This is a genomic window from Anaerocolumna xylanovorans DSM 12503, from assembly GCF_900143645.1.
Classification (GTDB): Bacteria; Bacillota; Clostridia; order Lachnospirales; family Lachnospiraceae; genus Anaerocolumna; species Anaerocolumna xylanovorans.
This window is the reverse complement of the sequence record NZ_FRFD01000008.1, coordinates 179,162-200,288: the sequence shown is the minus strand read 5'-3', so window position 1 is coordinate 200,288 and position 21,127 is coordinate 179,162. Positions and strand designations below refer to the sequence as shown.

General features: G+C 41.6%; 15 protein-coding genes. 1 reads left to right on the top strand and 14 read right to left on the bottom strand.

Going from position 1 to position 21,127, the window contains the following annotated elements; translation table 11 throughout:
- Nucleotides 1-26: 26 nt before the first annotated feature.
- The 3 genes from BUF11_RS14505 to BUF11_RS14495 all read right to left on the bottom strand — a co-directional run bounded on the left by BUF11_RS14505 (nucleotide 27) and on the right by BUF11_RS14495 (nucleotide 3,075).
- Entirely contained in the window at nucleotides 27-1,082 is a 1,056-nt protein-coding gene (locus BUF11_RS14505) for a Gfo/Idh/MocA family protein (protein ID WP_073589561.1), read from the bottom strand.
- Nucleotides 1,083-1,161: 79 nt separating this feature from the next.
- On the bottom strand, nucleotides 1,162-2,130 hold the full coding sequence (locus tag BUF11_RS14500; RefSeq protein ID WP_073589560.1) for a sugar phosphate isomerase/epimerase family protein: 969 nt from the start codon (nucleotides 2,128-2,130) through the stop codon (nucleotides 1,162-1,164).
- Between the two features lie 129 nt (nucleotides 2,131-2,259).
- Nucleotides 2,260-3,075 (bottom strand): AraC family transcriptional regulator, encoded by an 816-nt coding sequence (locus BUF11_RS14495; RefSeq protein WP_073589559.1) that lies wholly within the window; start codon nucleotides 3,073-3,075, stop codon nucleotides 2,260-2,262.
- 344 nt (nucleotides 3,076-3,419) lie between these two features.
- Between BUF11_RS14495 and BUF11_RS14490 the strand changes: the two genes are divergently transcribed.
- On the top strand, nucleotides 3,420-3,968 hold the full coding sequence (locus BUF11_RS14490) for a hypothetical protein (RefSeq protein WP_242952380.1): 549 nt from the start codon (nucleotides 3,420-3,422) through the stop codon (nucleotides 3,966-3,968).
- A 154-nt stretch (nucleotides 3,969-4,122) separates the two neighbouring features.
- Here BUF11_RS14490 and BUF11_RS14485 read toward each other — a convergent pair whose 3' ends face one another.
- The 11 genes from BUF11_RS14485 to BUF11_RS14435 all read right to left on the bottom strand — a co-directional run bounded on the left by BUF11_RS14485 (nucleotide 4,123) and on the right by BUF11_RS14435 (nucleotide 21,077).
- Complete coding sequence (locus BUF11_RS14485; RefSeq protein ID WP_073589678.1) at nucleotides 4,123-4,551, bottom strand: hypothetical protein; 429 nt, start codon at nucleotides 4,549-4,551, stop codon at nucleotides 4,123-4,125.
- A gap of 30 nt (nucleotides 4,552-4,581) precedes the next feature.
- Complete coding sequence (locus BUF11_RS14480) at nucleotides 4,582-7,287, bottom strand: GH36-type glycosyl hydrolase domain-containing protein (protein WP_073589558.1); 2,706 nt, start codon at nucleotides 7,285-7,287, stop codon at nucleotides 4,582-4,584.
- Nucleotides 7,288-7,547: 260 nt separating this feature from the next.
- Nucleotides 7,548-9,650: a methyl-accepting chemotaxis protein gene (locus tag BUF11_RS14475; RefSeq protein WP_207665487.1), complete on the bottom strand. Its 2,103-nt coding sequence runs from the start codon at nucleotides 9,648-9,650 to the stop codon at nucleotides 7,548-7,550.
- A gap of 65 nt (nucleotides 9,651-9,715) precedes the next feature.
- Nucleotides 9,716-11,164 (bottom strand): response regulator transcription factor, encoded by a 1,449-nt coding sequence (locus tag BUF11_RS14470; RefSeq protein ID WP_073589556.1) that lies wholly within the window; start codon nucleotides 11,162-11,164, stop codon nucleotides 9,716-9,718.
- A 115-nt stretch (nucleotides 11,165-11,279) separates the two neighbouring features.
- Complete coding sequence (locus tag BUF11_RS14465; protein WP_242952379.1) at nucleotides 11,280-13,064, bottom strand: sensor histidine kinase; 1,785 nt, start codon at nucleotides 13,062-13,064, stop codon at nucleotides 11,280-11,282.
- Between the two features lie 170 nt (nucleotides 13,065-13,234).
- Entirely contained in the window at nucleotides 13,235-14,926 is a 1,692-nt protein-coding gene (locus tag BUF11_RS14460; protein ID WP_073589555.1) for a type 2 periplasmic-binding domain-containing protein, read from the bottom strand.
- 21 nt (nucleotides 14,927-14,947) lie between these two features.
- Entirely contained in the window at nucleotides 14,948-15,850 is a 903-nt protein-coding gene (locus tag BUF11_RS14455; protein WP_073589676.1) for a carbohydrate ABC transporter permease, read from the bottom strand.
- A 62-nt stretch (nucleotides 15,851-15,912) separates the two neighbouring features.
- Nucleotides 15,913-16,866 carry an ABC transporter permease gene (locus BUF11_RS14450; protein WP_073589554.1) on the bottom strand — a complete coding sequence of 318 codons (954 nt, stop codon included), beginning with the start codon at nucleotides 16,864-16,866 and terminating at the stop codon, nucleotides 15,913-15,915.
- 19 nt (nucleotides 16,867-16,885) lie between these two features.
- Nucleotides 16,886-17,863, bottom strand: coding sequence for a peptidyl-prolyl cis-trans isomerase (locus BUF11_RS14445; protein WP_073589553.1), 978 nt, complete (start codon nucleotides 17,861-17,863; stop codon nucleotides 16,886-16,888).
- Between the two features lie 180 nt (nucleotides 17,864-18,043).
- On the bottom strand, nucleotides 18,044-20,170 hold the full coding sequence (gene ppk1 / locus BUF11_RS14440) for a polyphosphate kinase 1 (protein ID WP_073589552.1): 2,127 nt from the start codon (nucleotides 20,168-20,170) through the stop codon (nucleotides 18,044-18,046).
- Nucleotides 20,151-21,077, bottom strand: a complete 927-nt coding sequence (locus BUF11_RS14435; RefSeq protein ID WP_084558671.1) for a Ppx/GppA phosphatase family protein — start codon at nucleotides 21,075-21,077, stop codon at nucleotides 20,151-20,153. The genes ppk1 and BUF11_RS14435 overlap by 20 nt, the downstream gene beginning before the upstream one ends.
- Nucleotides 21,078-21,127: the final 50 nt, after the last annotated feature.

Genomic DNA, 21,127 nt, shown 5'->3' with positions numbered 1-21,127 from the left:
TAAAAAACAGCCTTTTGTTTTTCAACTTATTCAAAATCTATCGCCTGCTTCTTCTCGGCGGATTCAAAGATTGCCTCCATCAGCCTCATAACTCTTGCCACTTCGGGAAGTTTCACGATAATCTCTTCCTCCCCGCGGATGGCTTTCATTACATTGCGGTAGAAATCCCTGATATCACTCTTTACAGCAGGAAGCTCTGCCTTTGCAATGGTATCTTCTCTTCTGGGTGCCATGGTCTTGGTAAGGCCTGCTGCTGTGATTACCGGAACGACGTCTTTTTCATTCTGTCCTTTTGCACTTACAATTTCGCCCTTAAGATTCCAATCTTCTATAACGGCTGTACCGTTAGAGCCAAGCATATACCATCTTGGAAGATTTACAAAGTTACTGGTTCCTACCTCCACAATAACCTCGGTACCATTTGCAAAGAGAAGGCTTGCTGTAAAGCCGTCATCCACCAGCTGATTGGTTACATAAGTCATCGTTGCATAGACCTTTTTGAGCTTAACGCCTTCCATCATAAGCAGAATCTGGTCGAGTAAATGAACGCCCCAGTCAAGCACCATGCCGCCGCCATGCTCCTTTTCCTGCCGCCAGTCTCCCGGTATTCCTCTGGAACCATGCACTCTGGATTCAATGCGGAATACTTCTCCTAACATATTCTCCTCATAAATCTTCTTCATGGTAAGATAATCTTCATCCCAGCGTCTGTTCTGGTGAACGGTAAAAAGCATTCCCGTCTCTTTGGACGCATCTATCATCTCCTGTAAATCTGCAGAGCTTAGGGTTACAGGCTTCTCGCTTACTACGTTCTTACCTGCCTTCATTGCTGCTATAGCAAGAGGCTTATGAAGGTCGTTGGGGGTTGCAATAAGACATAAATCCACGGATTTATCTGCTAACAGCTCCTCAAAGCTATCATAAACATTGACCTTCTTTTCTCTTGCATATTCCTGTCTTTCTTCCCTGATATCATAAGTACCTGCCAGTGTAAGCCCGTCAATGGATTCAATTAACTGTCTGTGCCAGTCTCCCATTCCGCCAAGACCTACAATGGCAATTCGCATATCTTTCTGTGACATATTTGCCTCTTTCTGTAGAAGGGCTGATGTTTTCGCCTCTACAGCCCTTATCTTTTCCTACTTCTTTTAATTTTCTTTCTTAAGCCCAGAACATCTCTCCGCGCTCTTCATATATCAAAACATTCTGAAGAAATTTAATAGCCTTATTTAAACCTTCACTTCCTGTCATAAGGCTGTCTTCATGCTCGATGCTGATAGCATAATCGTAGCCTGCCAGTCTCAATTCAGAAATCATTGCCTTCCAGTATTCTTCTCCATGGCCATAACCTACGGAACGGAATATCCAGGAACGGTTGATCTCGTCACCATAATGGGTGGTATCCAGAACACCGTTTACACCGCAGTTAAGTCCGTCAATCTTGGTATCCTTCGCATGGAAATGGAAGATTGCTCCCTGCTTGCCAAGCTCTCTGATGCAGGCACAAGGATCCATACCCTGCCAGATCAAATGGCTGGGATCGAAGTTAGCTCCGATTTCGGGTCCTGCTGCTTCTCTTAAGCGAAGAAGTGTCTTGGTATTATATACGCAAAATCCCGGATGAAGCTCTAAAGCAATCTTAATTCCGTGCTCCCTTGCAAAAGCAGCTTTCTTCTTCCAGTAAGGAATTAATACTTCATTCCACTGATATTCCAGTGCATGGTAATAATCTTCAGGCCACGAACAGGTTACCCAGTTCGGTGTCTTATCCTCTTTACTTCCTCCCGGACAGCCGGAAAAAGTATTCACAACAGGAACTCCTAACTTTTCAGCCAAAAGAATAGCATTGGTAAGATCCTTCTCAAACTTGTCCGCAATCTCTTTCACCGGGTGCACCATATTGCCGTGAGCACTAAGAGCACTTATCTGCAACTCATATTTTGCTATGGTATCTTTGAATTCTTTTAACTTCTCTTCGTCCTTTAAAAGAATCTCCGGGTCGCAGTGTGCTTTACCGGGATGCCCGCCGCATCCGATTTCAATCATCTGAACTCCATTTTTCTGCAGGAATTCGCAAGCCTTTTCTAACGGCAAATCTCCCAATACTACTGAAAATATTCCTAACTTCATATGTTACCTCCTTCAACAATCTACTATATTACAATTTTCTGCCTTCTTACTGTTTCTTATACCATGATATAATTTCTTCTTAAAAATTGCTATAGATGTATTGCTGATTAGTCATATTATTTTGCTGTTTCATGCTCTTGAAGGAGGAAAACCATAGTATCTGCGAAACAGCCTGCCAAAATTATTATAATCGGAAAATCCCACCTTAACCGCTACCTCCGATATGGTGTTATCTTTTTCCTTTATCAGCTCATAGGCCTTCTTAAGCCTCACCTCATTGATATAGTTAATAGGGCTCTTTCCCACGCTTTCCTTAAATAAATGACAAAAGCGGTATTCACTTAAATGAATTAAATCCGCCAGCTCTTTATTGGTTATTGGTTCGCTGTAATTTTCCTGAATATACTGAACAACCGTATTCAAACGTCCAAGATTATGAAGGCGCAGCGTGTTTTCTCTGGGAGACAGACTCTCAGTAACATAATTGCGGAACAAATAGGTAATCAGGTCATAGAGCATTCCTTTTATTGCAAGCCTGTAACCATGCTTTCTTTCCACATCTTCTTTATAGATGGATAAAAGGATTTCCCTGATTTTTTCGTCGTCTTCAATAAGGCTTTCAAACAGTACATTATAATCTGCTATTTCCTTGGAAAAAGAGTTCATTTCAAAAATTATAACAAGAGTATTAAATACATTTCCCTCACTGATACCTTCATGAAGAACATTGCTGTTAAATATTACAAGGCTTCCCTCTCTGACTGGAATCGTTTTTCTGTCACAGATAAAGGCGCCTTTCCCCTTTAATACATAATTAAGCTCCAGATGCTCATGCCAGTGGGGCTGAAAATAAACTCCCGGCTTTCGCACCTGGCTCTCAAACATCTGTACCGGGAATTCTTCGTCTTTTATAATTTTCTTTTCATATAAGCTTAAGTCACGCATGGCCTGCCTCCTTTCCTTACATTTTCACAACTTTGCCTTATCTTCTTAATTTCTTTCTTTTATTATATAACATTATTCCCTAAAGGCAATAGGATAAGAAGGGGCTGTTCTGATACAAAGCAAGTGGACCACTTTCAGAATCATGCGAAAAAAGCAAAGTATAAGCTCTAAAATTAATGCCTTTATAAACTCCTTCTCGCGTCATAGTCAGCAAATTTCACTCCATTATCAGACAAATAAAGACAAAATAATAGCATAAAACAGCTTATTTGCACAAACTAGAATGATGTCATAAATATAGAATATGGATTGTAAAATCCTGTTTAACAGAAAGGAGTTTTTGCATGAGTATAGATAAAATATCAGCAGCTAATTTTAATAATGCATGGAATCAGGGCTGTAATCCATTTCTACCGCCATGTCCGCCGCCTTGCCCACCGGGGCCTCCCGGTCCTCCAGGTGCCACTGGAGAAGTCGTTTTGGCTTTTGGATCTTTAAGAGGAGGTAGTGTAGAGACGCCCGGGGCAGCATTCACACCCGTACCATTTAGTGTGGCTGGTCCTTTATCAGATACTATTACAGTTAGCCTATCAGGCAATGAATTAGTGGCAGGACAAAGCGGAATTTATCAAATAACAATATCTATTAACGCTGAAGCCACTGTTAATCCAGACCCGGATCAACCCTATCTAAATGCTATTATTACTGTCAATGGTACAGCGATTTTTGGCGATACTACTACTTTTTTTAAGATATCCAATAGAAGCAGTTCAACGTTTGTCGTTCAAGCCGCCTTAACAGCAGGAGATGAAGTAGGAACAAGTATTAGTACGGATTTTCCTGTTTTAGGTTATATGAACCGCTCTTTAACTATTGTTCAATTAAGTAATTAGATGATTTTCAATATTAATCGGTTTCAATGAAAAAAGCGTAGGTTCTGGACTATGGTTAGTCCGTGAACCTATGCTTTTTTCGTACTGACACATTTGGAGAGATTGAAATAACACTGGTTGCAGAACGGCCCCTCCCCATAAGTTCATAAACTCTCTACTCTGCTATCAGCTTTGTGCTATTATACAACTCCCTGATTTTTTCTATCTGGACATCTTCCAGCTTAAGAGTAGGAGAATTAAGGTCTGACGTGTCCCTGTTTTCCACTATAAGTACAGTGCCTTCTTTATCAAGGGTATGGGTATGCCACACTCCTTTTTTTACATTATAAAGCTTCATAGGTTCCATTGCCACTGCATCCATGGAATGAATGGACTCTCCCGTTCCTCCTGAAAAAAGAATGCAGTTTCCTTCAAGCAATACAAATACTTCATCGGACTCATTGTGCTTTTGCATGGTCTTTAAATTTTGAACCTCTAATTCCTCGCAGTATCGAAGAATTGCCACCCGCCAGCCCATATAATCAATAACCGGCTTATATCCTTCCCCTTCATAGGAGGTAATATCAATATATTGTTTATCCATGGATGCCGCACCTTTCCCTTTCTGCATCTGCTAAACCAGTTCGACGGATATTTTATGCACCAAATTATCATCCAGCTTATCAATTATTTCTTTTGAAATTACAAATTTACCGGAATCTGTAATCACCGGCTCATCGTTAAGAAGAGTATTTCCTATGCGGTAACCGGTAACTTCTTTTCCTTCCCTATTTACATAGGTCAGCTCAAAATTCTTTCCTCCGAATACAAAGGATACCCTTGTCTTTCCTTCCCCGTCAAACTGCTCCTTTAATAATTTTGGCTCCAGAAGAAGGCTGCCGTATTCACCCTTCACACCAAACATCTCTGTCAATACCGTCAGCAGCAGCCAGCTTGCCGAACCTGTCAGGTAATGGTATAATCCCCTGCCGTTATCTCCGATATATTCCGGGATTCCGGGGTATATCCTGCTCTTTTCAAAGTCACTTAAGTGGGAATAGAGGCTGTTAATCACTTCATACCCTTCCTTTATAAAGTTTCTCTGGTACAGGGCATTGGCATACATAACAGCCATATGTGCAAAGACCGCTCCATTTTCCTTACTGCCGTAGGCAAAGCCGAACATTCTTCCAAGGTCTGTCTTTAATTCATGAAAATCCGTATTAAGCCTGTATCCCCCCAGCTCCTTCGCATACAGGTAATTATCCGCAGCTGCCGTAATTTTCTTCACCTGCTCTTCTAATGCGATACCGGACATAATGGTAAACACCTGCCCTGTTAACATCATACGGACGCCTTCTTTGTTATCCCCCTCAACTCTTCTTCCATTATTATCGTAATAGCTGTTATACCAGGAATAGCCCGCACGGTCACTGATCCATTCGGTTTTTCTGATATGCTCCTTTATCCAGTTACCCTTCTTTATAAGATTATCAGAAAGCTCTGTTAAAGATATTTCTTTTTTCTCTCCGCTTACGGTATGTCTTACTTTATCGCAATAATCATGCAACAACTCTGTTTTTGACTTCACATCCTCATACAACTTATCATTATCCTTAAGAAGCAGGAATAATTCCTCAAGAAGGGATACCTTATCCATTCCCTCTTCCTTCAGATGCAAAAGCATTTCACCCAACTGCACCAGATTCTGACCAAAAAGGGCACTAAAGGCAACACTTTCCCCACGTTCTTTTGCCATGTCAAGGGCATCATTCCAGTCTGCCCCGCGAAGCCTCATATGATTATGTTCTCCCACATCATAAAAAGCAGTCAGAAGTTCAATCAGTACATGCTCCAGTACCGTACCCCTGTATTCCTCATTGTCCTTTGTCCTTAGGATGTTACCGTCTTCTGCTTTCCACAAAAGATCTTTTTCTTCCCCTCTTACTGCCTGCGGGTCTTTAAAATATGTATTCTCCTGAAATAAAAGCCCGGTATCTCCTGTCTGCATGATATAAAGTCTGGTAGTAAGGAAAGGCCATACTCCGTGATCCATCCATACCCTGGTGATGTTATTCCTGTCCGCTATAAATTCACCCTGCTTTGTTCCGATTATGGTAGCATTGCTTCCGTCTGCACGGACACCTGCATAGTTAGACCACAGCATATCCCTGACACCGTCGGGGTTCATGATAAGCAGCGCCAGGCAGTCCTGCCATAAATCCCTCCAGCCTCTTCCGCCCTTTCCATAGTCATGGTGGGGAAGAAAAGAACAGCCGTAGATTCTTCGAAGTATTGGCTGGAAGTCCACCCACTGCATCCACGCATCAAAATCCGCTGAGGAGGTATGGTACTTGATATTTAACTTTTCAAGCCAGGATTTCTTTACTTCTTCAAGAGCCGTATCACAATACGTCTTTGAGAGATAAGGTCTGGTCTGGGCAAGAAAATCCTCTTTATTCTTTCCATAACCAAGTACTATAATATAGGTCTTTTCCTCGCCTTTTTTCAGCGTGCAGGTCTCATAGGCTATGCCTCCTAAGGTTTCATAGCCGTCTTTGTGAAAGCCTGCTTTTACAGGCTCTGCGCCTTCCAGCAATGCTCTGGGGTTAATAAGCGAGCCTCCCTCTCCAATAAAATCTTCTATTACCGGATAGAAGCCTGCCGGCAGCCTGTATTCTGCCCCTTCCCCCACAGCGGCACCTGCCACCCCATATACCACTTCATTTTTTCTATGTCCTCTTTCATCAAAGGTAAGGGTAGGATTTAAAAGAATACCCTCTTTTACCGTTTCCATCCGGTGAAGGAGAGAAGTCACATGCCTGTGATCCCTGATATTATCCGCTGAACGGCCGTATAGTGGAATTGCAGCAGTAGGAGTTATGGTAAGGTCATCCGATAGAGCTCTTAAGGTTACCGTCATAATCTCAACCGTGTTATCTAAAGGAACAAAAGAGGTGATTTCTGCCTCAATGCCGAATTCTTCTGAAGTTCTCTTAACACTATGCCACATCATCCCTGCCTTAAGAAGGGACTTGTCCTTTTCTTTTGTAAAGAGCCCCGCTTCCTGCCAGGCAGAGGCTCCTGTTGCCGACCATAATCCTTTATCTTCAATCTTCACCCAGAAATTTCTGGTACCTTTTTTATCATGGAGATCCTCGCTGCTTACAGGTGCCAGCAAAAATGTATTCTGTCCCATTTTGTTGTCTCCGCCAAGGCTTGGTGTGACACTTGCCATTACTCCCTTTTCATTCGCAATGGGAAAATACAGATATCCTGTTAATTCAGGATTCTCCAGGCAGAATGTTCCATTCTCATCCAAGTATTGATATCCTTTCATGTCCTCTCCAATCCGCCCTCAAGTTATTGCCAGGCAAGCTTTTGTTTAAAAAGTGAAATAAAATCGTTTCGATGAATTCCCGCATCATAGCACTTACAGTTTGTTTTTCATTGTCCATTGTCACCTAATTTTACATGTTTTTTCTTGTTATAATTGAAATTATATACAATGCGAATAAAAAAAACAACCTAATTTTAATCAGGCTGTTTTCTTTCTGTTAATAAAATTCCCCGATTTAGGATTTCATCTTATTTATTCTATTACACTCCCTCATGAAGCTGTTCTGCGGCATCTTTGTCCTCCACCACAAACACCCCTGCTGACTCCTCCAGCTCTCTTACCGTACCTGTGAGCCGCAAAGCTGTCTGCTTTAAATCCTGGGCATAAAGCAGCTGACCGGCAGCGGTCGCTCCCAGCTCTTCCGCTTCCTCTGCAGTCTGCCTGGCAGCAGAAGCAATTCCTTCCACGGCTCTTAGTGCTTCCTCCTTGGAATGTCTGATTATCTCAAAGCTTGCGATAATATCAGACATATTGACTGCCAGATTTTCTACATTTTGGCTGACTCCGTAAAATACATCCACTGTGCCATCCAGCGCCAGCCTCTGGTTATGAAGGGTATCCTGGGCAGCCTTGGCAGTAATTACCGTATTCCTTGTCTGGCCTGCCATTTCGGCAATAATGCCGCTTATCTGGTCCGCCGCTTCTTTCGATTTCGCAGCAAGCTTTCGGATTTCATCCGCTACGACGGCAAAGCCCTTGCCTTCCTCCCCTGCCCTGGCCGCTTCAATGGAAGCATTCAAAGACAAAAGGCCGGTCTGCTCGGCAATTTCATTCATCGTACCGATTATTTTGCTCACTGCCAGAGACTTTTCTTCTAATTTCCCGATATCACCAATAATTCTTTCTGTAATTTCCTGAGTATCGGAAGCCTTCTTCGACAAATCATTTACGATTTCCGTACCTTTTCCGGAAATCAGCTTTGCTTCGGATGTAAGCTTTGTAATGGTATCGGTCTTTTCTTTTACAAGTTCAATCTGTCCTGACAATTCTTCCATTTTGTTAAAGCAGACCCTTGTGTCCTCCGCCTGGCTCTCTGCTCCTGCTTCCAATTCTTCCACCGTCTTTTCAATTTTACCGGCAGAGGTGATAAGAAGTTCTGCATTCCCGCTTATCTCAAAGGCTATTTGTGAGACCTCGCCGCTTCCTCCAAGAACCTGACTTATCAGTACCTTCACCCCTTGTATCATGGTATTTATTCCCACTGCCAGCTGGCTGAATTCATCTTTTCTTTTCATATTCAGATGAACGGTGAGATTTCCCTGCGCTGTCTTTATCAGCACTTCATTGGTTCTCTTAATAGCCCTTCCAATACCGGCTGCCACCCTGCTGCCTACAAGAAGCGCGATAAAACTTGCCGCTATAACAAAAAATACCGTAAGAAGCAGCTGTTCCCTCGAACTTCCCGTTATGTCTTTTTCCGGTATCATTGCAAAAAGCATCATATTTCCCTTTTGCATCGGCAGGGAAAGATACAGGTATTTTTCCCCTCCATATTCTACGTACCTGCTCTCACCAGACATTTCCTGCTTTTTTACCGCAGTACCTGTTCCCTTAGCCATAAAGCTGTCTGCATACATCTTCGTATCTGAAAACCGGAAATCCTCCTTTACCTTACCGTTAATGATTTCTTTTCCGTCTTTTGTCAGATATCCCACAATGGTACCCTCGCCAAAACTGGTATTTTTCATGGCATTTCGGAAGAAATCCTCTTTGACATCAATCACTACAAGGCCTATTTTCTTGTTGGAGGTACTATATAAATAGTAGCTTAAGGAGGTGCCGTAATGCTTTCCGTCAATCTTTACCAGTTCATCGAAATATTTGTGATACCCACTCCACAAAAAACGTGCTTTCGCGCTTATAAAGGCTTTTCCCTCTTCTGAAGCTTGGAAACTGTCGTATAAATTATCCGAAAGAGCACCTCTTGTAGATATCCCCTTGCCATAATTTCCAAAAAGGAAAATATCCTCCACTACGGAGCTGTTTACTGCATTGGAACCGACAATATTTTGAATAGTTTTGTACTCTTCCAGTTCCTTCGCCGGTTCCTCCTGATAGTTTCCGGAATAGTATTTCTTGATACTTTCATTGGTAATGATCTGGTTTGCCATACTGCTTACGGATTCAAACCCCATGTCAAAATAGCTTTCCAGCATGGTCAGAGATGCCATACCGGATTCTTCATAACTTTTCTTAAGTTCTCCCGAGGACTTTAAGAAGGATACCACCCCCAGGGCAATGATAAATATAACAGGAATCAATATAATTCCGTTAAGTTTAAAGGCTATTTGATTCTTTCGCAACATATCTCTCCCATTCTACCTCTCCCGTTACAGATAAACTGTAATGCGGAAGAACTTCCTGACTGTTAAGGGTGCGTATTTCTCTTACCCACCTGGGCATTCTTTCGATATTCCGATGGGGTCACTCCCGTCACAGACCTGAATAGTTTCGTAAAGTGTTTTTCGTTCTCATATCCGATCATACTGCTGATATCAAGAATTTTCTCGTCCGTCTCTTCCAGGAGCCTTTTCGCCTCATTAATTCTGATATTTTTTAAGTAGTTTATGAAATTCATTCCTATAAACTCCTTAAAGCAATAGGAAAAAAGAGAGTAATTCATGGAAATGTGATTTGACACCACTGCCATGTTAAGATCCCTGTTATAATTCTCCTGTATAAATGCCAACGCTTTGTTTATTTTTTGTTTATTCTTATAGTTATCAAATTCTATTAAAATTTTTTCCACCCACATAGTCAGGGCTTCATAATAGGCACCTGCATTGTCATAATCATAGACCTTCTTAAGAAGCGATATCTCTTCCTCCATATCCCCTAGAAGATTCTTATAATTTTCGCAGATTCCCTCCACAATCCGGTTCATAATATCCTTAAAGCAGTCCGGTGAGGTAATTCCCTGCCTGGTCTGGTAAAGAATCTTCCCCAGCATCTTCAAAGCTTCTGCAATCTTATCCGTTCCCACAAGCTGAATAAACTGGCGGATCATTTCCTCCGAAACAGCATCCTGCTCTTCTTCCTGTCTTTCATATTCCGTAATGCTGTTACCCATGGCAAAAGCATTCTTTCTGGCCTGCAGGGCCTCCTTATAAGCTTCTCTTAATTGGCCTAAATATGTATATCCCCTGCTGACTCCCACATAATAATCCTTTAATTTCTGGCAGAGAAGAGGTTCTTTTAAGGAAGTTGGCACAATAAAGACACTCTGCCCGCATACATCCTCCAGCAGAATAACTCCCTCCATGAAAAAGCTCTGGCTGGCCTTATAGTTTGTGCAAATAATACAATAGTCGCCCTTAAGAAAGTATTCTGTATACTGTTTTTCGATGGTGATGATTTCCGCCTCACTGATATTTTCATTCATCAGCATATATTTTAGCTGCTGGAGCCCGACTTTCACCACATCATTCTGCCTTTGAGATTCTGCTTTTATTTCTTCGTCCAACTTTTGCAGGACAGACACAATCTTTTCCCTTTCTATGGGCTTTAGCAGATATTCCCTGGCCCCGTGGCGCAATAGCTCCACCACATAAGAAAAGTCGTCATATCCGCTGATTACTATGACCTTTGGCACATGGGACAGGTCATTCATTTCCTTTACCAATGTAATACCGTCCTTTTTCGGCATACGGATATCCGTTATCATCACGTCGATTTTTGTATTTGTTAGAATCTCCAGTGCTTCTTCTCCATTTTTGCATTGTATAATTTCTTCTATATCCACCGGTGAACGTTCCGCGATGGCCGCAATTCCCTGGCGGATCATCTTCTCATCTTCCACAATTAACAGTTTTTGCATGATAACCTCTCTCGTGAATATCAAATCTTTGATTGGATATTCCTGAATAAGTAGTTGAAAATTTCATTTTTCAACCTGACCTCTTTCTTTTATGTATGCTCCCCCTTGACAGAGTTTAACCAAGAGGAATCTTCACACAAACCTTCGTATAGCAATCCTTCCTGGAAGCAATGCTGATACCATACTCATCCCCAAAACTGATTTTAATGCGGTCCTGCACATTCTTAAGCCCGATGCCATTACCGGAGCTCCCTGCTGTCTCAACTTCTCCTTGTATTTTCTTTTGGAGATTTGCTATCTCTTCCTCTGTCATTCCCTTGCCGGAATCCGTAATTTCTATGATGCAGTAACCATTACAGAGAATACCCTTCATATAGATACTGGTATCCTCTGCGATTTCTTCAATCCCATGGTATATGGCATTTTCGATAATCGGCTGGAGAGACATTTTCGGAATCTCCTGCTTGTAGATAATATCCGGTATATTGAGACTTAAGTAGATTTCATAATCAAAACGTAAATTGATTAAGGTCAGGTAATTCTTAATGTAATCAATTTCCTCGCTTACGGTTACGTTTTTGGACACCCATTTCATACTGTAGCGCAAAAGCTTGCCAAGAGCAGTAACTGCATCTGCTATCGCATATTTTTCCTCCACCTCTGCCATCATCTTTACGGATTCCAGAACATTATAGATAAAATGTGCATTAATCTGGTTCTGAAGGGCCCTGATTTCCGAATCTTTTACCAAGAGCTCCCGTTTTAAATTATCCTCCATTAAAAGGCTGATCCGGTCCAGCATTTTATTGATTTGTATGCCCAACTCCCCGAATTCATCGGAACCGGCTTCCTCAATCCTTACTTCCAGCTCTCCCTTCTGCACCAGGTGAACTGCATCCATTATGTCGTAAAACCGTTTTAGTACCAATCGGATCATCCGGTCAGACAAAAGCAGAAGGAGCAGTGTCAACACACAAAAGCTGCTCCAGAATACATTTCGGAATATTCTGACAGAAGCATATTCTTTTTTTAAGCTGACCACTCGAAAGATTGTGCCGGACAGCTCCTTTACGGGCTTGAAGCATACCAATACCGGCTCTCCCTGAAGGAGCATTTCCTTATAGTAAATGGTATCAAGGTCCTTGGGCTTTTTCTTAAGAATCTCATCCAGGCAACTGCTCCACCTGCTTTTATAATTAAAATCATAATGAAAGTTTCCGTTTCCGTCCACAAAGCAAGTCCATTCATTTTCCGTCGGAGAATACATCTGTGGAAATAAAAGATCCATTTTGGTGGATACCTCTATCATGGCTTTTTCTCCGTTATCCATGGATTTCTCCGTTACCAGGGCAACCAGATGAAGCTTGCCGGTAGAAGAATAGTTGGGAAAGATATCGTCTTCGTAATCAAACTGCCAGGTCCCGCTTACCGGCATCCCATCTCCCCAGCTTAACCTTTTCATTCTGCTCATCCGGTACAATACCGGCATCATTTCCGGAATGTTCTTATAAGGTACATATACCCTTACCTGATAAAGGTAGGGGTTAGAATTTACAATTTTCTCAAGGGCCTTTATTTCCGTATGATAGAAGGCCAGAAGCTCTTCGGTCTTAAACTTTTCACCATTTGCAAAACGCTGTACATAAGCCCAGAAATTCTGGCTGTTCATCATTACCTGGGTTGACATCTGGCACATTTCCACGTTCTTTTGTATCTGCTCGTAATTTTGGGTAAAATTAATCTCTGCGTTTTTTACCTTTTCCCTGATTCTGGATTCCTTGTAATTCTCAAAGAACAGGGAAGAAAGTACTGCCAGCGGAAGAACGAGGATTGCCAGGGTAAGCAGCGCTATTTTATAATTCAGTTTTAAGGAGGAAAAGTATTGCTTTATCCGCTTCACCAGGCTCTACCCAACCTTTTCTGATAATTTGTTCAGCTGTATGTTTTCATTAAGTTAATTTTATACCATAAAATGTTTTTATTCCATAGATTGTCATAGATAATATTACGGGAAAAAACAACCTGATTCTACATCAGGCTGTTTTCCCGTTGTCATACTATATTAGAATGTTACTGAATACCTAATTTCTTCTTAGCCTGATTCATTAACTCGGTCTTAGCTGCAAGAACCTTGTCATATCCCCACTCCTGCTTCTTCTTATTGAAGTCATTCATGATGGAATCAAACTTCTCGTCAGAATCAGCCAAAAGCAGCTTAGGAAGAACGACACCCCATTCATTGTCTACCTTGGACTGGATATCTGCCTCATCGGAGCCAGAAAGAAGGGTTACATCATACTGGGAAGTGGTCATAACATAAGGATATGTCCAGCGCTCCATCTGTCCTAAGGGCTCGGGAGTCTTTTCAGCCCATTTTAATGCCATAGCATTATCCTGGAACATCCAGAAGCAGGAATCAGAGCCGTACTGCTTATCATAAGTAGCTCTGTCAGTATTCGCCAGCTGTCTGATTTCCGGCTTCATAGTAGGTTTCCCATCAACATTATCCCAGGTTACACCCTCTACACCTAACCAGGTCATCAACTGTCCATGCTCACTCATAAGGTAGGAGAATAACTGGATAGCACGGTCAGGATGCTCACAATTCTTGGAGATTAAAGTAAGTGTCCAGCCATTGATACCTGTACCGGGTAAAGTATAAGCATCACCCTTGCTGTTCTTAGGTCCGTCCACTGCAATGTAGATGCTGTTAGGATCATTCTCATAAAGTATTTTTTCCTGATTCGCCAGGTCTGTTCTCTGATATAACATACAGAAGTAACGTCCCTGTGCCATTTTTTCTTCCATTTGTGATCTCTTGTCGATAAAAATATCATCTGCCAGATAACCTTCCGAACCCAACTCTCTGAAAGTTTTTAACCATCTTGTAAGCTCGGGGTCTGAGTACCTATCGTAGATTTTACCATCTTTTTCATAAGGAATAGCAAGGAAGTTGCTTAAAAACAGGTCAAAAGAATTATTTCCGTTGGAAGCGAACTCATGTGCTCCGATAGGAATCAAAGGCTGCCCGTTTACTTCCGGATATTTTTCCTTAGCAGCTTTTACAGCATCTTTAAAGCCTTCCGGTGTTGTCATATCAGGACTTCCGATTGCTTCATACATATCCTTTCTTACAAGGAAAGTCTGGTTGGAGGGAATATTGTCATATTTCTCATAGTCAGCAGGAGAGAAAGAGGAGTTAGGATATCCATAGATATGTCCGTCTTCCTGGGTAAACCAGCCAACACGTCCGGAATCTGCCACGTCAAACCAATAAGGGTCATATTCTTTCGCCAGCTCATCCAAAGCATAAACCATGCCGTCTTCAATCATATCACCAACCTGGGGTTCCCACCAGCCCAATGTTACCAGGTCAGGAAGTGAATCGGAAGCAATAAGGGAGTTTAATTTTTCCGCTTCATTGCCGGCAGGTACTACGAATTTAATATTTACACCGGTTTCTTCCGTAATTGTCTTGGATATCAGATTCTCTCCCCAGGGTGTTGTAAACCAAGCGAAATTGATATACCAGGTTAAATCAACCTTTTCATCTGCATGCTGCTGCCAGCCGGGTACTGTCTCTTTCGTTTCCCCGTCATTTGACTCTGCATCGGCAGCAGGGGTCTCTGCCGCTTTTGTTGTAGCAGGAGTATCATTATTTCCTGCGGTCTCTTTTGAATCTTTTTTACCGCATCCTGTTATTCCAAACACCAGTACAAAAGCCAGTACAAGGGATAGCAGTTTCTTGTAACTCTTTCTCATTTTACATCCTCCATAAATAATTTATTCCTTCACTGCGCCTACCATCATTCCCTTCACGAAATACTTCTGAAGGAAGGGGTATACGCAGCATATAGGCAACGTTGTGATTACCATGGCAGCCAGTTTAATTGATGTGGAAGTGGTATCCGCAGCTATAATATTAGTAGCTGAGTTCGCCATCTGGCTTGACTGTACCTGTGCCACCATTCGGTAAAGAAAGGTCTGGATGGGTTCTAAGTCCACCCGGTTTGTCATATACATAAGTCCTCCCCAATAATCATTCCATTGACCGACGCCGGCAAATAAAGCAATGGTTGCAAGAACCGGTTTGGAAAGAGGGAGTATGATTCTCATAAAGATCTTCCATACGCTTGCGCCGTCTATTTCGGCGGATTCCTCCAGAGAGGCGGGTATTTCGCGGAAGAAATTGATAAAAATCAGCAGGTTGAAGAAATTAAAAGCTGCCGGTATGATATATACCAAGAAATTATTAAGTAAATGCAGCTGTTTAAACAGGATAAAGGTGGGTATCATACCGCCTGCAAAGAACATTGTAATCGTTCCCATGGCCATGTAAAACTTTCTTCCCACCAGCTTCTCCTTGGACAGCGGATATGCTACCATAGCAGTAAAAAATACATTGAGGGCGGTACCAAGGAGGGTCTTTCCGATTGTTACCTTAAAAGCCTGTGCAACACTGCTGTCTGCAAACACGGTCCTGTAATTCTCCAGGGATAATTTTCTGGGCCACCAGTATATCCCTCCCATCATGGCATCCTTGGCATCATTAAAAGAGTTTACAATAACATACCAAATGGGATAAACGCAGAGGAAGCATAACAGAACCATGAATATGGCGTTTAACGTGTCAAAAATAACAGCCCCTCTGGAACGTTTTATATGTTTATGTTTATTTATTTTCATATCAGTATCTTGCATCCTTTCTTTTACTATCAATCAATAATCCTGTTTCTTCGCAGCCCTTGTTAATACAAGGACCTTCCGAGAAGTTTCTTACAGGTCTTATTAGCAATGAGCAGTAACATTAAAGCAATTACTGATTTGAACAACCCTACGGCCGTTGCGTAAGAATACTTTCCAAGAGTCATACCAACCTGATAAACATAAGTATCTATTACCTGACTTCTTGCCACATTTACCTGGTTCTTTAATATCAATATCTGGTCAAAATTAGAATTTAATAAGCCTGATACCTGAAGAATGAGCATAATGGCTATGGTTCCCGTAATAGAGGGCAAAGTGACATAAAAAATCTTCTGCAGCTTGCCGGCACCATCCACTGTTGCCGCTTCATAAATCTGCTGGTCCACACCGGTTATGGCTGCCAGATAGATAATAGCTGACCATCCAAGTTCCTTCCAAATATCCGAAATCAACGCAACGCCCCAGAAATATTTCGGCTCTCCTAAAAAGGAAACCGGCTCTTTCAAAATATGTACCATCATCAGGAAATCATTGATAACTCCTTCCTTGGATAACCAGGTGGTCATTATCCCGCCAAGCACAACCCAGGAAAGAAAGTGGGGCAGATAAGATATGGTCTGTGTAACCTTCTTAAATCTCATTCCCCGGAGCTCATTGAGTAACAGGGCGAATATAATCGGAAGAGCAAAACCGATGCAGAGCTTCAATAAGCTGATTCCCAGTGTATTTACCATAACATCCTTAAAGTTGGAATCCTGAAAGAATTCCTTGAAATATCTAAAGCCCACCCAGGGAGCTTCCGAGATGCTCTTGGTAATCTTGAATTTCTTAAAGGCTATGATAATGCCGCCCATGGGAAGATAGTTAAATACCAGCATCCACAAGATACCCGGCAGAACCATAAGCTGCAGATATCGCTGCCCCCACCATTTCTTCAAGGTATCGGAAAAACTGGTCTTCCTGTTTTTCCTGACCCCTGTTACTGTTTTACTCATAATTTCCTCCATTCTGTCATTACTTCTCTATAGTGATAAATTTTTTCAAATTTTTATTGAATTCAATACTATGTTCAGCTTTCAGGGTTTCATATCCTTTCTGTGCCTCAGCATCCCTCTGTTTCTTAAATTCCTCGTCCACTGCATTTTCAAAAGCCTCCTCGGAAGAATCCTTCTGAAGCTTTATGATGTAATAGCCGTTTACTGTCTCTATTACTCCCTGTACTTCTCCTTCTTTCATAGCAGTTATTTTTTCTTCCAATATCTCCTCTTCGCCGAAGGTCCCTTTTCCCGCAAGAAAAGTAAGCTTTCCGGCTTTGATGCCGGTATCCTTTGAAATATCCTCAAAATCCTCTGTTTGCGCTCTTGTTAAGAGGGCAGAGATTTTCTCCTTTTCTGCCTTCCCTCCGTAAAGATAAGAGATTTCATACTGTCTGAAGCTGTCTTTGTCCATTCCTTTACTGATTTTCTCTTTGCTGATATCAAGTCCGTCCAGATAATCCGCATAATATCTGGAGGCCAGGGTGATTTTCTCCTGGATAGCTGTCAGACTTTCTTTATCAAGACCGTAGCTGTCCAATTTTTCTTCACCGAAGTTAAGTAAAATGCTTTTCACTCTTTCCTGGCACTGTTCCTTTTCTTCCTCCGTCAGAAGATAACCTTTCTGCTTTGAAAGCTCGTAAAAGAGCTGGTACCTGACCGCATTTTCAATGGCTGCTTCTTTCAGGGCTTTCTTTAATTCCTTATTATCCGTTCCGCTTTCCGTTACGGCCGCACTCTCTTCGTCAGTGCCGCTCTTATTTCCCATATAGGAGACATACATCTCATCCTGCATTCTGGCCAGCAGGACATGGTACATCATCTCATTTATGTATACCTTGGAGTCATCCATGGTAAATGCAACCGTATTCCTGTAAGAAATATTTTTCTCACAGCCAGTCATAATAACAAGGGTCATTATAATCACCGCTGTATAGATTGCTCTGCGTACTGGCATATGTTCTCCTTTTCATTTGTTTCATCTCTTTCAGTATAGCAAAGATACACAAATGAAAAAGATACGTGATTTTTAAAAAGGTGTCATTTTTTTAGACGCAAAAAAACTCCTCTGCAAAGGGGCATTTTATATCTAAAATGTTCCCTCCGAAAGGAGTATATATTTGTTTAGCTGACCGCTCTATTTAGTTGTCTTTATAATTCTTTTCAGAAAATTAACGATGTATTCCCTTGAGGCGGTTTTCCTGCCTTCCTCCCTCATAGCCTCTCCAATGAAACTCTGCTGGGCATCCAGAGGAGTGCTGTCTCCATCCAATTTGAAGTAATTTCCTGATTCATCCAGCTTTCTTGCCTTTACCGTATCGGAAAGCATTACATCAAGTATATGATAAAGTCTTTCCCTGATATCCTCATCCACAATAGGGCAGGCAATTTCTACTCTTCTTCTGGTATTTCTCGTCATCATATCGGCAGAAGATATATAAAGCCTGGCATCCTTTCCCCGGCCAAAACTGTATATTCTGGAATGTTCAAGAAAGCGTCCTACTATACTGTATACTGTTATATTTTCTGTCTTTCCCTTAATCCCCGGAAGCAGGCAGCAGATGCCTCTGATTATAAGCTTAACTTCAACTCCTGCCTGGGAGGCTTGTGAGAGCTTGTTCATAATATCCCTATCCGTTAGGGAATTGGACTTCATAATGATACAAGTCTCTTCGCCTCTTCTTGCCTTGTCTATTTCATAGTCAATGAGGGCTATGATATTGTCTTTAAAAAAATAAGGTGCCACAAAAAGGTTGTTATAATTCCCCTGCAAATTTGCTATGGACATATTCTTAAAGAATTCGCTGGCTTCCTGTCCGAGCTCCTGGTTGGCCGTTATAAGCGAAAGGTCTGAATACAGTTTGGCAGTCCTTTCATTGTAATTGCCTGTCCCAACCTGTGTTATATAGAATACCTTATTTCTGTCTCTTCTTGTTATCAGACAGATTTTACTGTGTACCTTAAAACCTTCAAACCCATAGATTACCGTACAGCCGGCCTCCTCTAACCTCTCTGCCCATTCGATATTATTCTTCTCATCAAATCTTGCCTTAAGTTCCATAAGAACCGTTACTTCTTTATTATTTTCCGCTGCATCGCAGAGATAATCTATAATTCTCGAGTTTCTGGACAAACGGTAAATCGTAATCTTAATGGAAATAACAGCCGGATCCTCTGCACTTTCCCTTAACAGCTGAAGAAAGGGTTCCATCTGGTCATAGGGAAAGAAAAGCAGGATATCTTTTTTCTTACATTGTGCCGTAATGCTCTCGTGGCTGTTTAAATTGGAAGGATACCGGGATTTGAATTCCTGATAGCTTAACTGCTTGATTAACGGTGCTGCTATGCGCCCATGTAATTCAAAAACATAACCCATTACCAGGGGAGCTTCACTTGTAAACACCTGTTCCTTCGTCAGATGAAGCTTAGAAAGAAGAAAATTGCTCAAATTCTTGCTTAAATGCCCCTGGACCTCCAGCCTGACAGGTGATAATCTGGACCGTTTCTTAATGACCTTCTTCATTTGTTCTCTGAAGTCATCATCCACCTCAAAGATTTCATCCTCCGGACTGATATCCGCATTTCTGGTTACGGATATAATTGCCGCACACTCTATTTTATACATACCAAAAACATCACTGATATGCTCCAGCACAATCTTTTCCGTTAAAATATAACCATTTTCCATACCGGATAACATAAAAAAGTCAGGAAGGGACTGTGAAATGTGCACTAAGCCAAATTTTGTTGTCTCTCCTGCAAATTCACAGATAATATAGATATTCTTATTTGCCAGATGAGGAAAAGGATGCCTGGAGTCAATTACCTGCGCAGACAAAATGGGCATTATCTCTTCCTCAAAGATTTTATCCAATTGCTTTTTTTCATTCTTTTTTAATTCTTTACTATCCAGATTACGTATTCCAAATTCCCGGAGTTTTTCTTCCACCATGTGGAAAATCCGGTCTCTTTCCCTATACAAAGGCCCTGCTGCCTGAAAGATAAGCTCCAGCTGTTCTTTGGCAGTCAGTCCGGTCTTATCATCCACATTATTCTCCATATACATAAGGTCGGTAAGGCTTCCTACTCTTATCATAAAGAATTCATCCATATTACTTGTAAATATGGATATGAATTTCAGGCGTTCATAAAGAGGCACAGACTCCTCCTCTGCTTCCTCTAAAACTCTGCGGTTAAAACAAAGCCATGACAGTTCCCTGTTTTGCATAAAGGAATTATGGAAATCATTTTCCAGATGGGGCATAGACATTCTCCTTTGTGATTCTTTCGTACAGATACCCTTCCCTCACACCATATTTGCTGACAACAATCTGTTCTGCCTCGTAAAAATCCGCAATAGTATCTACTGCTATCAGACCAGGAATTATTGTATGGATTCTATCAGGTATCACTTGCAGTACCGGTGCAATGGTCTGCTTTTTACTGTTGTGTATCATATGAAGAATTTCCTTGATATCGGAGGTTTTTACCGTAATATTCTCTTTGGAATAGCCAAATATCTGATTGCTTAATTTAGCAGCTGCACGCATGGTTCCTCCTACGCCGCAGATACAAAGCAAGGTTTCTTTTTTAAGCTCTAAGGATTTAAGTGCCTCTGTTACATGTTCTTTTATAAGTTCTCTTTCGTCTTCCTTGGGTATGATTTTTTTTACATAATTCACATACAGATTAAGAGACCCCACGGGCATACTTGTTGCATACTGGATTTGCCTGTCTTTAAAGGAGACAAGCTCCGTACTGCCGCCGCCGATATCCACCAATATTCCGGAATCCCCCTGAAACACTTTAATAGCTCCCATAAAATCAAGAGTAGCCTCTTCCTCACCGGATAAAAGCTCAACCGTAAGTCCGGTCGCTTCCTTGATTTTATCAATAACTTCCTTGGTGTTTACAATATTTCTTAGGGAAGCCGTAGCAAAAACATTCAGTTCCTTCTCACTAATTCCAAAGTTTGCGGTATAAAGCTTATATTCCTCCAAAATCGCACAGGTTCTATTGATACCTGCGGTACTAAGTCTTTCATTTTTGATGTAATTTACAAGACCTGCCATGGTTTTCTTTTCATAGATTGACTTTAGACCATTGTCATTCTTTTCATAGATACATAACCTCATGGTATTGGAACCTAAATCGACAATCGCATGCAGCATACTAACTCCTTTCGTGGATATCATATCTTTGCTTTGATATCCCTGAATAC